General features: G+C 45.1%; 12 protein-coding genes. 5 read left to right on the forward strand and 7 right to left on the reverse strand.

Translation table 11 applies throughout. The features are described from left to right. Window positions 1-172 precede the first annotated feature (172 nt). Both AC6ESP_RS29135 and AC6ESP_RS29140 read right to left on the reverse strand, forming a co-directional pair. On the reverse strand, window positions 173-1,180 hold the full coding sequence (locus tag AC6ESP_RS29135; RefSeq protein WP_497100284.1) for a serine hydrolase domain-containing protein: 1,008 nt from the start codon (window positions 1,178-1,180) through the stop codon (window positions 173-175). A gap of 217 nt (window positions 1,181-1,397) precedes the next feature. Next, on the reverse strand, window positions 1,398-1,838 hold the full coding sequence (locus tag AC6ESP_RS29140; protein WP_497100285.1) for a DUF4259 domain-containing protein: 441 nt from the start codon (window positions 1,836-1,838) through the stop codon (window positions 1,398-1,400). A gap of 535 nt (window positions 1,839-2,373) precedes the next feature. On the opposite strand from AC6ESP_RS29140, the gene AC6ESP_RS29145 reads away from it, so the two are divergent. The 3 genes from AC6ESP_RS29145 to AC6ESP_RS29155 are packed head-to-tail and all read left to right on the forward strand — an operon-like array spanning window position 2,374 to window position 5,606. After that, window positions 2,374-3,096 carry a response regulator transcription factor gene (locus AC6ESP_RS29145; RefSeq protein WP_497100286.1) on the forward strand — a complete coding sequence of 241 codons (723 nt, stop codon included), beginning with the start codon at window positions 2,374-2,376 and terminating at the stop codon, window positions 3,094-3,096. Further along, complete coding sequence (locus AC6ESP_RS29150) at window positions 3,074-5,236, forward strand: ATP-binding protein (protein WP_497100287.1); 2,163 nt, start codon at window positions 3,074-3,076, stop codon at window positions 5,234-5,236. The genes AC6ESP_RS29145 and AC6ESP_RS29150 overlap by 23 nt, the downstream gene beginning before the upstream one ends. Before the next feature lie 52 nt (window positions 5,237-5,288). Beyond that, window positions 5,289-5,606 (forward strand): DUF5071 domain-containing protein, encoded by a 318-nt coding sequence (locus tag AC6ESP_RS29155; RefSeq protein ID WP_497100288.1) that lies wholly within the window; start codon window positions 5,289-5,291, stop codon window positions 5,604-5,606. Between the two features lie 345 nt (window positions 5,607-5,951). Here AC6ESP_RS29155 and AC6ESP_RS29160 read toward each other — a convergent pair whose 3' ends face one another. The 3 genes from AC6ESP_RS29160 to AC6ESP_RS29170 form a co-directional block, all read right to left on the reverse strand. Continuing rightward, window positions 5,952-6,959 (reverse strand): DUF1835 domain-containing protein, encoded by a 1,008-nt coding sequence (locus tag AC6ESP_RS29160; RefSeq protein ID WP_497100289.1) that lies wholly within the window; start codon window positions 6,957-6,959, stop codon window positions 5,952-5,954. Between the two features lie 74 nt (window positions 6,960-7,033). Then, window positions 7,034-8,302, reverse strand: a complete 1,269-nt coding sequence (locus AC6ESP_RS29165) for an MFS transporter (protein WP_497100294.1) — start codon at window positions 8,300-8,302, stop codon at window positions 7,034-7,036. Window positions 8,303-8,532: 230 nt separating this feature from the next. Next, window positions 8,533-8,940: an Lrp/AsnC family transcriptional regulator gene (locus tag AC6ESP_RS29170; protein ID WP_497100295.1), complete on the reverse strand. Its 408-nt coding sequence runs from the start codon at window positions 8,938-8,940 to the stop codon at window positions 8,533-8,535. Window positions 8,941-9,089: 149 nt separating this feature from the next. Here AC6ESP_RS29170 and AC6ESP_RS29175 point away from each other — a divergent pair, with 149 nt between their 5' ends. Next, window positions 9,090-9,851 (forward strand): MBL fold metallo-hydrolase, encoded by a 762-nt coding sequence (locus tag AC6ESP_RS29175; protein ID WP_497100290.1) that lies wholly within the window; start codon window positions 9,090-9,092, stop codon window positions 9,849-9,851. Between the two features lie 68 nt (window positions 9,852-9,919). Here AC6ESP_RS29175 and AC6ESP_RS29180 read toward each other — a convergent pair whose 3' ends face one another. Together AC6ESP_RS29180 and AC6ESP_RS29185 are read right to left on the reverse strand one after the other, a co-directional pair. After that, window positions 9,920-11,938 carry a copper amine oxidase gene (locus AC6ESP_RS29180; RefSeq protein ID WP_497100291.1) on the reverse strand — a complete coding sequence of 673 codons (2,019 nt, stop codon included), beginning with the start codon at window positions 11,936-11,938 and terminating at the stop codon, window positions 9,920-9,922. Between the two features lie 224 nt (window positions 11,939-12,162). After that, window positions 12,163-13,041, reverse strand: coding sequence for a DUF8832 domain-containing protein (locus tag AC6ESP_RS29185; protein WP_497100292.1), 879 nt, complete (start codon window positions 13,039-13,041; stop codon window positions 12,163-12,165). 184 nt (window positions 13,042-13,225) lie between these two features. Between AC6ESP_RS29185 and AC6ESP_RS29190 the strand changes: the two genes are divergently transcribed. Continuing rightward, the gene (locus AC6ESP_RS29190) at window positions 13,226-13,699 is read left to right on the forward strand and encodes a hypothetical protein (protein WP_497100293.1); all 474 of its coding nucleotides are present in this window, start codon (window positions 13,226-13,228) and stop codon (window positions 13,697-13,699) included. Window positions 13,700-14,003 lie beyond the last annotated feature (304 nt).

Below are 14,003 nucleotides of genomic sequence, written 5' to 3' on the forward strand. Positions count from 1 at the left end.
AATACAATTCGAATTGGAGGGTTCTTTGGCATGCTCATTAATCAATATAACACAAGTTCTCGAGCTGTTTTGCTGGTAATGTTGACAAGCTATTAGCTGGTATAGCTTAATAAAGAAATGGAGCAGCAGCTGTATGCAAACTGCTCCTTGTTTGTTCAACTAACGTTACCCGTTAGCTTAACGGTTTTTGAGCTAAAATACATTCCAAAACCATATTTCCGAAGGTTTGTATGTCTTTTAAATAATCATAACAAAAGGGATTACTCTCGGTTTGATTTAACATTCTTACTGCCACTACATTATATTCGGGTATCACCAAGAGAGCATTTCCGTAGAACCCGAGGGATTGATAAGTCCCCTTTGGAAGTTGTCCTCCCAGCTCCGACGTCGCGCTCGGCATATCCTGCACCCACCAAAAGAATCCATTGCGGGGCAAAGTATCATCAAGTGCAGATGGAGTAATGATCGTCACCGCTTGTTCGAATATGAGTTTAGGTAGTATTTGTTTCCCTTGATAATGACCTTTAGTAAGATGCAAATATCCCCAAAATGCCAGTTCCCGTGTACTAACAAAGAGGTTTGCTTCCCCACCTTGTTCTCCTACATAGGTTTCGTCAAGCCAGACGAGATTTTCACTGTTTTCTTTTCTCCATCCTGTTTCTGTGAAACCGTACGGCTTTAAAATTTTCTCTTCAATAACCATAGCAAGGGATTGATCAAATACTTTTTGAACAATTTTGATAAGCAGATCGACGCCTGCGTTATTATATTCCCAATGAGAACCTGATGGGAACATTCTCTTCAATGGGCTATTCAAACCATGTGTATGGGTTAACAAATGGCGAATGGTTGTACCCGCTATCACGCCATCGTCTAGATCATCAAGATAAACTGAAACAGAATCATTGAGACCTTTTATTCTTCCTTCAAAAAGTGCAAGACTTATAGCGAATCCTAAATAGGTCTTGCGAATCGATGCAATATTAAACTGTGAGTTTACATCAACTTTCCGACTATATTCTGTGTTCTCATGACGTCCAGAGTACCATTCGTTTACAATAACGCCGTTTTGAATAATCAACACTGATGCAGCCGAAGCGAAAATTAGATTCTTTGTATTAAATATGTATTGATTAAGGCTTTCGAAGATATTTTCTTTAATTGCTACTTCTAAATCCATATTTAGCCCCATCCCCATAAGAATACAGATTCTGTCTGTCGAATCATTTTATTACTTCGATAAAATCAATGTCATTCAGTTTTCCTGCCCGTTAGCTCAACGCGGCTGTCGGTTTATGCCGGCAGCCGCGTCCTGGTAATTATGAAGCCATAGTTCTCAGATAGCTTAATGCTCTCGTAGTCTGCTATTGCTAGTTCAGTCTACCTAGATCGTTTACCTATCCCATTAGTTCTCTTGAAGTTTGCGACAACCTGTTCTCCAAATCCTTCACTGTTTTTAACCAAATATCTTGCTGATCTGAGTCTTTCCATAATTCAGCCAGTTCAGATTCCGCGATTATTTTAACTAGTGCACGGTGAGCATCTACCAACAGATTACTCCCTTGTCCTTTATGGCTGTCGATCCATTCTTCCAACTCTTCATATTCCCAGGAATGAATTTCTTTAAGGTTTTGTTCCCTATTCGTAGTATCTTGTAATGCTAATAAAATCTCGATTGCTCCTATGGCAATACTTGCAGTGTCAGCTTCAATAAAAGCATCTTCAAGTGCTAGTTGAATTGCTTCTTCGATTAAATTCATACTGTCGGTTTCAATGAGATCTATTACCCAATCTCCTACAAAATCATTTTCAAACACACCAAATCCCCAATACCCCATATCAGCACCTTCTCTTAGTACAGTTTCAAGATAAAAATACCATATTATGGTTGCGCATTGAACGGCAAAAGCCTTATGCCGCTACTAAGTACAAGTGAAAAATATTTACACTTTCAGACGTGTCGATTCGTTATTGTAATCTACCCGTTAGCTTAATGAAGTCCAGTCTAACATTTACACTCATGCTAAAAATCGAATGAACTCCTCACTTCGTCCATTTATCCTCCTCGTGTAAACTTACCACTTCTTTCCTTACTTCTTGGAATACAATTTATTCGTTTACTCTCTTTTTCTCATAAAAATAAACCCCAAAAGTATCGTCGGTTTCCCATATGGGTTTTTCCAATCTACTATAAGGGGAGCACTTCAAGGCAGTACAAGGTTTTTTCACACTTGTACTGCCTATTTCTGATTCAAGGATTCTACTCGTGTTAGATAAGTTAACATTAGTAATTGCGCAAATCCACCTTCTCCATATATATTTAATAGAATACAACTGTTCTCGACTATTTCTATGGATGAGGTGAAGCATAGTATGCCAGGGGAACTCATATTAACTGTAGATGATGAAGTCAGAATCGGTGAGCTGGTCGGCATGTATTTGGTGAAGGATGGCTTCCGTCACCTGAATGCTGTGAATGGCAGACAAGCGATTGAGCTGACGAAAAAAGAGCAGCCATCCCTGATCGTACTCGATGTTCTTCTCCCTGATATTGAGGGCTATGAGCTCTGTACCAGACTTCGCCAGACGACCAATGCGCCAATCGTCTTCTTATCTTGCAAGGATAATGAGATTGATAAGGTAGTCGGTCTCAGCGTCGGCGCTGATGATTACGTCAGCAAGCCATTCAGCCCTGTAGAGCTGGTCGCTCGAATCAAGGCTCAGCTAAGACGCAATCGAATGGTTGAGGAACGTACATCGACTCCCATCCCCCTTCCTGCTGCTTGCATTCGATCAGAGCATATCGAGCTGTTCATTGACGCTCACGAAGCCTATGTCGACGGTGTTAAGATCGAGCTCTCCGGCAAGGAGTTTCAACTGCTCGCCTATTTCATGCAGAACGCCAGACAAGTGCTGACAGCTGAACGGCTGCTCAGTCATATATGGGGATATGACAGCAGTCTCGACACGAAGACCCTTCAAGTACATATTGGGCATCTGCGCAAAAAGATCGAGCGCGATCCTTCGATGCCAACGCGAATTACGACCATACGCGGAATTGGGTATAAGTTCGATGAGCCAATTCAGGAAATTTAGCCTATCCAGAAGGAAAAAGCCCCGTACCTTCGCCTTTCAGCTGCTGCTGACTATGCTGGCTGTATCGTTAATCCCGCTAATATTGCTATCCGTATTCACCGGACAGACTGTCCGCTCACAGCTCCAGCAATTCAATGAGACGAACGCCCGATTGACCGAGCAGAATTATTTGCAGATGTATCAATCTGATATCGAAGAGCAGGCTTATGCTATCGGCAGCGATCTGCGCAAAGTTGAGGATGCTGTGCTCGTAGCCAAAGCGATGGCCGAGTCCCTGTTCGCTTCCGAACAGCATACAAGAGTGACGCCTCTAGCCTTCGCCTATTCCCCCTCGCTCAAGAGCTACAGGCAGAGGGAATCTGATGATAAGGGCATCGTCTCTATCCGCAATACGGATTTGCATCAATCGAAGCAGCCTACGATGGAGCAAAGCATTGATTTTGCCCGTATGAAGGCGCTGTTCCCGATCTTTCATTCCGAAACTTCACGTAATTCCAATATCGTATCCATGTATTACATTCACCCGCAGTCGGGCTCCTTCTACTACCCTTTGTATGCTGCTGCTAGTTCCGATTCCACGACAACTGTAGAGCCTTTATATAAGCTGACGAGCTACAGCTTCTACACGGATGCCCTTAATATCCCGCCGAAGCAGGCTCAGGTCGTCTGGACGAAGCCTTATCTGGATATTACGCCGCGAGGGAGAATGTTCACCGCTACAACGCCTGTATTCGATGAACAACGAGTATTAAGGGGTGTCGTTGCTGCTGATGTTACGATTGAACGATTCGTCAACAATGTGCTGAATACGCGGTTCGAGAATGAGGATGGCTATGCGTTCCTGCTCGATTCCGATTACGAGCTCATTGCCGCACAGCAGCAGGGGGAAGAAGAGCTCTCCAGTCTCCGATTAGCCGATATATTCAATCCCGACACCTTGAACAGCTACCGCAGCATGGCTATCAATGGCCAGCCTAAGGCCGTATTCAGCCGATCCATCCCATCCTCTAATTGGATTCTCGGTTATATTATCCCTGAGAACAAGCTTCTCGAGCCTATCTATGCCGCTACGACAGAATTAACGAAGCAGACCAATAAGCAGCTTGGCCTTCAGCTGTCTCTGTTATGCGCTCTGGCCGTCTGCCTATGTCTGCTGCTCGCTTTCTACCTGCGCTCTAGAATATCCCGGCCCGTCAATCAGCTCATTCATGCATTCGGCGAGATGGGTGCAGGACAATTCTCAGCTAAGCTGGAAGACACACCGATGCTCGAATTCAATCAATTGCTCTTCTCCTTCAATGGCATGGCCAGCAAGATTAATGAGCTGGTTGAACAGCAGATCGAGCAGAATCAACAGCTCGAGTCCAAGGTCGAGCTGCGGACTGAGGAGCTTCGTGACATGAACTATGAGCTGGAGGCTCGGGTGGAAGAGCTGATTCTAATGGAGGATTGGCGCAAGCAATTAATCATGAACATCTCTCATGACCTGAAGACACCAATTACATTAATTAGAGGGTATATCGAGGCCATTCATGACGGAACCATTCCTCCTGAAAATAGAGACATTTTCCTAGAACGAATCTATGAAGGCATTCAGACCATCACGCAATTCGTATCTACACTGAATGAGCTCGGTTTATTGGAAACCAGGCAGACTAAGCCTACCTATACACTTATTAACACGGAGAGCTTTTTCCGCAAAATAACTCATAAATGGGAAGCATTCATGGAACTCGAGCAGCGTCCCTTCCAAATCTTGCAGGCAGGGGTGCACAACACGCTAAACGGAGATGCCCACTTGCTCGAGAGAGTTCTGGACAATCTCATAGACAATGCGATGAAATATTCAGAGCCCACTTCTCCAATAACGTTGAATCTAGAGCTAAGTGAGCATACTGCTCTATTTCAGGTGATAGACTGTGGAAAAGGCATACCCGAGGCGGATCTCCCCTATGTATTCGACTCCTTCTACCGAGTGGATAAATCACGCAACAGCGGCATCCCCGGGAGTGGGCTTGGTCTCGCCATCGCCAAAGAAATAACGGCCCTGCATGGCGGCGAGCTGGGCGTAACCTTCAACGAACAGAGCGGTCAAGGCTGTGTGTTCTCCTTGAAGCTGCCTTTGTCGGCAGCTGTGTAGGCTCGCATGAATGGCCTTTATCAAATAAGACAAAGAGAGAGGAGTGGTGCCAATGAATCACAATAATCTACCTAAAGATAAGAGTGATTTCACAAGTGTTGAGGTGCTGGCTGGTCTAGAAGGGCCAATGGTCATTCCCTTGCTACCCGAACTTTTGGAATGGCTGCAGGATATGAATTGGCCCATAGCATTTGATATTGCTGATATATTGCTTAAGTATAAGGATGAAACTATCCCACATATTAGAACGATCTTGTCTCAACGTGACACAATCTGGATATACAACCTCCTTGCCTATTTGATAGTCAAATGGGATACGGAGCTTGTCTCCAAATTATCTTCAAAATTTACGAGAACTGGCACACAATAGAGATGATGATGAGGATACTGATTTGCTAGCCATCACAATATTATCGAATCATCGTCTAATGGAGACAAGAGAGGCTACAGCTCTATTAGAGAAAAAATGGAGCGACATAGCAGAGTTGCTTCATGCTTTTACAGCAGAACAGAAAGCTGTGTTTTCAGATTTGGATGATAGGAGGCAGCATCTATTGAACACAGACGTGAAGCGACTACTTAATTATGTACAGCTAAATAGTACGATCTTAAGAATTAAAGACCAGTATGACAATTTGCTTCGCCGCCACCAAGAAATAGAAGCAGCGATAAGGAGCATATCTACTATTACATGAGCATCCATCTTGTAGCTGCTTCAATGCCGAGCCAACCCTCCAGCCCGATCATCCCAGCGCCAAGAAACTTCATGCCCATAGAGATGCAGCCCTCCGAACCACTCGTCGATACCCTGAACGGCAATACGGTCGACTGATCCAATGAGCACCTGATTACCGAGCTCAGTCAGCATGATTGAGTTGTTCAGAAGCTTAGGGATCGCCCTTACATCCAAGTCATTCTCAGTCCCGTCAATAGTCAGCAGAGGATGCTCGCCTTGCACCAATGCACGAATAAATTTCCAGTATTCGAGATCGCCCATGCCGAGCATATGCAGATCGTCAGAGACCTGCCGGAACAATTCCAGTAGCGTAGCCTCTCCATTATAAACAGCCTGCAACGTGGTCTGTTCCACAATGCCAAGACCATTCCGCTCTGATGGCAGACGCTTGAGATGCGCTCGGAAGGCTTCATAGGCATAAGGCAGGCCGGATGCTGCGAGTATCGCCTTTTTATTGTCCAGCAGCTCCATCATGCGCACAGGATCAGGCGAAGCGTATGCCTGCCAAAGCTCGCTCCCGAGCTCCAGTTCTTGGCGCCCAATGGTTCGCCAGGTTCCGGATAATGTCTGAAGCTGTTCCGGCGTTAGCTGTCCTAGACCATGAAACGGTTCGATTCCCGGGAAATCTCCAATACAGAGCAGGCTCAGCTTCGTATGGCCAAGCTTCTGTCCTTTGAACCAGTGGAGTAGATAAGCGAGCATGCTCTGATCGAACAGATCGTGCTCGAACCACAATACAATTTCATCGTATTTGGCATACTTACGAAGCTTCTGCTCTTGTTCCATACAGCCCTTCGTATAATCACTGGCCGGAATACCCATCGTTTCTTCCAGAACCCTCGCCCGTAATACCCGTGCATCCGCCTCCGCTGGATTTACAAATATCGGCCCCGCCGGGTAGACCTCTCTCCATACAAGCACCTCCCCCTGAACGACTCCCTGCTTCAGCTTCTCCCCTACAACATCACCGTTTACAATATGCAGCATGCCTGAGCCTCCCTCATACAAATGATTGAACACGGACACGAGGATTCTGCAGCTTCTGATAAGCCTCGATGAACTTAATCAATACTTGGTTGCTTTTTGGTTTTTCGAGACCATATTACAACTGGAATTAGTAACAGTGCGAGTCCGCCACCAACATATGAGAGTGCAGCATAACTGGAATGGGCGACAACCATACCCGATAGTGCTCCCCCTGACGCTCCCGCCAATCCAACTAACACATCAATCATTCCTTGTTTTTTGGCACGGTCATCTGGATTTGTCGAATCCACAATAATCGCAGTCCCACTAATTAAACCAATATTCCAACCAAGTCCTAACAAAGCTAGAGCAATGATGAGCAGTATCATCGAATCCGCAGGAGCTGCAGCTGCAACAATACCAGCAAGCAATAATACACCGCCAGAGGAAATCGACATAGCTACTCGACCAAACTTATCGACCAGAATGCCTGTTATTAGGGAAGGGAGATACATCGCGCCTATGTGTATGCCAATAACTAGCCCTACGTCTCCTAAGCTATGTCCATGATGTTTCATGTGTATAGGTGTCATTGTCATAATTGCAACCATTACGATTTGAGTTAATACCATAACTGTCGCACCTACAACTAGTCCATTATGGTTATTCCCAGTTGATTTGTTACTACCCTCTGCCGTTTCATGCTGCATGGACAGTTTTATACTTTTTGCTGCAATTAAAGGGTCGGGACGTAGAAAAATCAATAATATCAATCCTGCTATAAGGAATGCCACAGCAGCTAAAAAAAACAATCCTGTAAGTGGTGGAAGACCAATTGCTGCTGCGAATCGTCCCGTAATGTCCACCATATTGGGACCCGCAACTGCTCCAAAAGTGGTTGAAACCATAGAGATACTGATGGCTTGTGCCCGTTGAGTAGGCTTGGCTAAATCTGTCCCCGCATATCGTGCTTGTAAGTTGGCTGCTGTTCCAGATCCATAAATAATGAGGGATATCAACAAAAGAAATATGCTATTATATTCCGTTGCCAGTATGACCCCAATTGCCCCAATACCACCTATTAGAAATCCGCCAGCGAGACCCAGCCGACGACCATTACGCTGCGAGAATCGCCCTATCATTAATGCAGCAGCAGCTGATCCGAGTGTTAACAACGCGGATGGTACACCAGCATAACTATCCGTCCCCAACATATCCTGCGCAAGCAGAGCACCAACAGTTACCCCCGCAGCAAGACCAGCACCCCCAAATATTTGAGAGATTACAACTATTAGCAGTGATCGTCTATATAAGCGGCTCTGAGATCTGTAAGGATCAACATAACTTTGTGAACCATTTGTCATTACATACAACTCCTCCCTTTACAATAGCTAAAGTTTAATACGGTGCTTGCACCAAGTACATAAATAAAAACAAGTGATTGTACTCGTTCACTTGAAATTTAAAAGTCATCTTAATTCATGCATGAAAAAAAATCCCCTCCGGTCAACAGTGTTTCATGATACATGAACTCTTGTTCCACTGTCTGCCGTAAGGGGATGCTATTCGAAAAAGCATATTTGCTATTGTTTTGCTACTTTATCACGATTGATAACTTGTAGTTTGCATGTTCGTTCAATGCGACTAGAAACTGATCTAAAACTTCATTTGAGGGAAATCTACACTCCAGGAGAAAGCAGCCGTCACCACTAACTTTATAATTATTCAATATGAACTCCTCTTGTTTTTTGATGAATGTGAGATAAGGCTGGTGGTGCAAGCTAATGGTATAGATTGTAATAAAAGCATGAATGTAACACCCTATTTTGGATTGATTCACTTTTATTGTGAAGCCCTCAAGAACACCGTTAAATATTAACTTCTCAATTCGATCTGATACTGCTTGCCCGGTTAAATGAACTTTTTCTCCTAATTCTCTCATCGTTATACGACTATTTATTGAAAGTTCAGCCAAAATTAGTGAATCCGTCTTATCCAAGATGATCACCTCTGTATATTAAGATTATTTCCTGCTTTTAATCAAAAAATTTCATTTTTCAAGTAAGTCCATCAAATGACTTGATTTTGACTATGTAAAGGCGGTTTGCTTTTCCGTTAAACTCATACTATAAAAAGCAAGGAGCTGACAAAATGAAAATTACACAAATAAGAAACGCGACTATTATAGTTGAATATGCAGGAAAAAAGTTTCTGATTGACCCGTTTTTAGCTGAAAAAGGGACTTATCCACCTTTCCCAAATACGATAAGACAAGATCAATTTAATCCTCTTTTCGGCTTGCCGGACACGATTCAGAATATTATAGATGTTGATGCTGTAATCGTAACTCATTTGCATTTGGATCATTTTGATGATGCAGCCAAGGAAGCTTTACCAAAGGATATCACTATGTATGCACAAAATGAAGACGATGCACTGGAGATTAGAAACGCTGGGTTCAGCAATGTTACGGTTCTTACAACGGACACGAAGTTTGAGGATATCCAATTCATTAAAACACAGGGAGAGCATGGACGGGAAGAAGAAGTCCTTAAATTTGTGGGCAATGTATGCGGGGTAGTGTTCAAGCATCCAAATGAGAAAACGTTATATGTAGCCGGAGACACCGTATGGTATGAAGGCATTCGAGAAGAGCTAGAAGCCCATCAACCAGAGATAATCGTTGTTAATGGCGGGGATAATCAGATTCTCGGGCTTGGTTCTGTTGTAATGGGTACAGAAGATATTTATGAAGTGCACAAGGCAGCCCCAAACGCTACAATAATTTCGGTTCATATGGAAGCTGTCAATCATTGGACCTTATCCAGAGAGGAACTGAAGTCCTTCACTGAAGAAAAAGGATTTTCCTCTAACGTATGGATCCCAGAAGACGGTGAATCACACACATTTTAAGGATCCAAGCTGAAGACCAGCAAAGCCCACCCTCCTGCCACAGTGGCAGAAGAGCGGGCTTTATGGCTTTACGGCTGAACTGGCGTAACCTTAGGCAGGTCGAGTGTTGGCGTTTCGTTGAAGAAGTTGAACGGCTTGATCATCGCAGTTACCCATTCCGTCGGCATGATCGGGAATTCCTCCGCCCTCATGACGTGAGTCGTACCCGTCGTGAGCCAAACAACACTATCCGTATTCTCAATGTTACGGTTCTGCAACGTCCATAGACCAAGTCCAGTATCGGTGTTGTGTGTGGTGTACTTGCCTTCTGAGTATCTCTCGTCTTTCTTATAAGGCGTAACCCAAATATGGTTATTGATGAATTCAGCACGCTTCAGTACATAGTCTGTTTTGGTGAACAGCGGCTCTTCCATGAATGGATGCGTACCGCCAGCATAAGGGATGACTTGATAGCCCGTCGCATAGCCTAATTTATTCTCTTTGGCATTGTTTGTGACAAGCACGATTTTGTCCGGATCGAACTTCTGAATCGCTTGCTGCTCTGTCTTATAAGTCTTCTCGAATGTTACCATTTCACTTCGCGCGAATTCTGGATTCGCCACGGTGAGAGCCTTCGGCAGGATTTCACCAACCGAGTTCTTCTCACCATCTACATCAAGATCGAGGCGATAGCTGAAAATATGCTGATGTGTCGGAGCCACAATATTCGTGTCTACCAGCTTGCCGTTTCTTGTATCCTTCTCTGCCGTTGCATCATGCATCGTCTTCGTCTCAACGGCTTTGACCTGTGCAAGACCGGTTGCTCCAGCCATCAGCTTAATCGAACCATTTTGCAGGAATACCCAGTCCAGCACATAATCATAATTGCCAATTGTGGCGACGGAACGAAGCACGAGCTCTCTGCGTTCACGAGCCTCTTCGTTATGGGAGAACTCTGGATCGGCATAGCGCTCGAACAATGCGAATGCTCCCTTCACGATTGTTCCTTTGCCTTCTGTATTGTTAAGTGCAGCATCGAACAGCGTTGCATTGGTAGGAACATCGGCTCCTACAACGAGTGAGCGAGTGGATAAGCCAACACCGTATTCACCGGCATCCATGAATATTTTGTACAGCCAAGCAGCTTCCGGATCACCATAAGGGACCATCATTCCTCCGAGGTAGCCCTCGTACATCACTTTACGTTTATCTCCATTATCATCATAAGATACCGTAGATACGATTGGACCTACACGGGGGTCGAGACGGAAGTGGAAGTTCCAGTTCTGCCAATCAATCATATTCCCCTTCACAGAGAAGCTTGCCCCTTTGGGCTGGGAAATGATCAGCGGCTTCAGCTCATCGGTGCGAGAGCTCTTTATCACCTTCGTATAATCATTCGGATCGGTTGGCACTGGCGGATTGCCGGTGTCATAGATTTTGAGCACCTTCTTCGCATTCAAGTCTACGAGGAACGCCAGACCATCCATCGGATGGGCAAAGTTGTTGACTGCTCCCTCAATCTTCGGACGAGGAACTGACATCGCTAGGCGCGAGCCCTTCGGTGTCAGCTCGGGACCATAATCACCTAGAGGGCCATCAGCGAAGCTTACCTTGCTCAGATCCGTAATGCCATGCTTGGCAAGAGCTGCAACGGCATCTTTATCTTTTTTTACAATATCGCCAGTTTGTCCCCATTCCGTGTAGAACGGCCAGCCTGCGGTTACTTCTTTCCAATAGATGACCTTGCTAGTGTCCAGATCCACTATGCCTTCATATGGCTTAGACCCCTTAATCGTTGTGAAGGTCGCTTGTCTAGGAAGCTTCGTATTCTTCGTATCATCCCACGCCCATACCTTCGCTTTATCAGGCATCTCCAGCTTAATCTCCGGGAAGTACATATCGTTGCTGCCATACTGAGATTTCTTAACGATGCTGGATACTTTCTCAATTTCTTGCGGGGTCAACGCGTTAAGCGGGTGATAGACGATTCTTTGTACCTCAGCTGCGCTAAGCCTGTTCATACCGATCAAGCCGGGGAAGAAATTAGTAGATGCAAGAGCGATCGATGCAGCAATGAGAGGAATGATTACCTTTTTCTTATTCATAGTTACCCTCCAGTTAACGAAATTAATAATTTTTTGGACCAGTGAACGATACTCCTCTCTGATTGGATATGTGATGTTACATACTCTAACATGTCAAGGTAATAGAAGAAGTAGAGTTAGGTAAAGTCCGCTTAATACTTTCACCCGAATTGGGTAAAGAAAGCGAGTGTAATAGAAAAAGAGCCTGTAGAGGATAACCCCCTAAGCAGACTCTCTATTGATGGTTAAACTTTAATAACGAATGGCACGAGGAACGTTTGTCCATTACGCTGGAATTGTCCCCACATTTTATACACCCCAGCCTTTGGAAAAGACACGCCGAACACCGCTTGAGGGCCGGATGAAGCCCAATTGAGAGGATGAATATGTATGAATTGCTCCATCGATTGGTCAATCGCAACCGCATGGCCCACCGCTCCTAGATACAGCTCTAGGTCCGTTATCGGCTCCCCCGTCTTCGCATCGGTGAACGTATAGGTCATACTCGTCTGCATCTGCGGCATGAGCTGTTCAGCGAACTCAAGCGTTATATTCATGCCGTTCACTCTTACAGATAAGGACTCGCTTGGTTCAAGTGGAGTGGCCGGCATGGGATCTCCAAGCACGTCCACTTCGCCCACGCGCGTTAGTTCATTCATTCCGACTGGCATGAAATCGGCATACAGCTTATACCGTCCGCCAGCAGGAAACTTCATGGAGAGCTCGAACTTGCCGGCTCCCGCATACTCCGGATGAACATGCTGGAATTGCTCGAGGTTGTCGCTAACCACAATGAGATGAAGCAGCTTCTCGTTCGTTATCGTATAATCTTCCACTGGATTGCCGCTGCCTTCTGTGAAGGATATGGATAAGCGGGATGCTTCGTTATTGGCCTGGGGCGGGCCATTCAGCCATTCCAGTTCCATCTTCACGCCCTTCTCTATGACTGTTTCTGAATCAGATCCGGCATGTCGATGTGCCAATGACAGCGCATAGGGGTCCAGATAGGGGTCTGTCATATCCCCATTCGATGCGTTCGAGCTCCGGGTGCCTTGCAGCAGGAAGGTGGCTGCCATCGCAAGCGTCAACAATACGGCTAACCATGTCCATTTTGATGTAAGCATGCTCCCACTCCTCTCTATTAACCTGTTCTATAAAGCTATTGTATAGATGAGGGGTAAAGATAGAAGCGGAGCGAAGTAAATTCAAAGTAAAGGTTAGGTAAATTTTTGTTCAAGGGTAATTGGATAAATGTAACATTAGAGTGTAAGAATACGTCTGCTATAAAAAGGCGGTGTATCAATTGTGATGAAAAGTTGGATAATGGCGATACTGATCGCTTGCTGTCTAATCACTATATCAGGCTGTTTGAGTCCGAATACGAAAGCTATACTTAAAAGTGATACTAGTGCTGGCGCAGCCACGGAACGATACCCGGAGACTAATGAATACTCTATTCGAATAGCAGATGCTGTTAATAATGGACCAGCACAAGCCGTAACCGATTCAGCTGCCGAGACCATAATCTGGCTCTTGAACCTTGCCGAGTTCGACGAGAATACGAACGTATCCATGTCGCGTCCTCCTGATTATGAGCTCAGTATTGCTGTGATCGGGGAAGATGATGTTTTGCTCCAGATAGATCTTTACAGGGTTTGGTACAACTCTAACAGCAACCAGATCGAGCTCGTGGATGACAGCAAGTCCCTGTACAGCATTCTCTCGCTAGCAGACAGCACCAAGCTGCTCGAGCTCATTAGAGATGCGAATTCGTATGAGTGAGAGTGCTGCCAGGACATGAAAAAACCTCTGAACCAGCTTGTAACTGGTTTCAGAGGTTCTTCAGTCTAAAGGGGCTAGTGCGTCTATGCTGGCTGCTTCGGAGCTTTCATGTTGCACTTGTTGCAGCATTATCGCTCATCTGGGGCCTCTTCCGGCCATAATGCTGACCTTTCTGCAACATTATCGCCCAACTAGGGTCAAGTCCAAATTTGTGTGTAAAATTCTCGATGAGTAAGGTTAGACGGTTAAGTCACGGAAACTTGCTTCTTATCCTTGGTTTTGCGCCAATCTAGGTAGGGTTTCA

The sequence above is a fragment of the Paenibacillus xinjiangensis genome, from assembly GCF_059686975.1.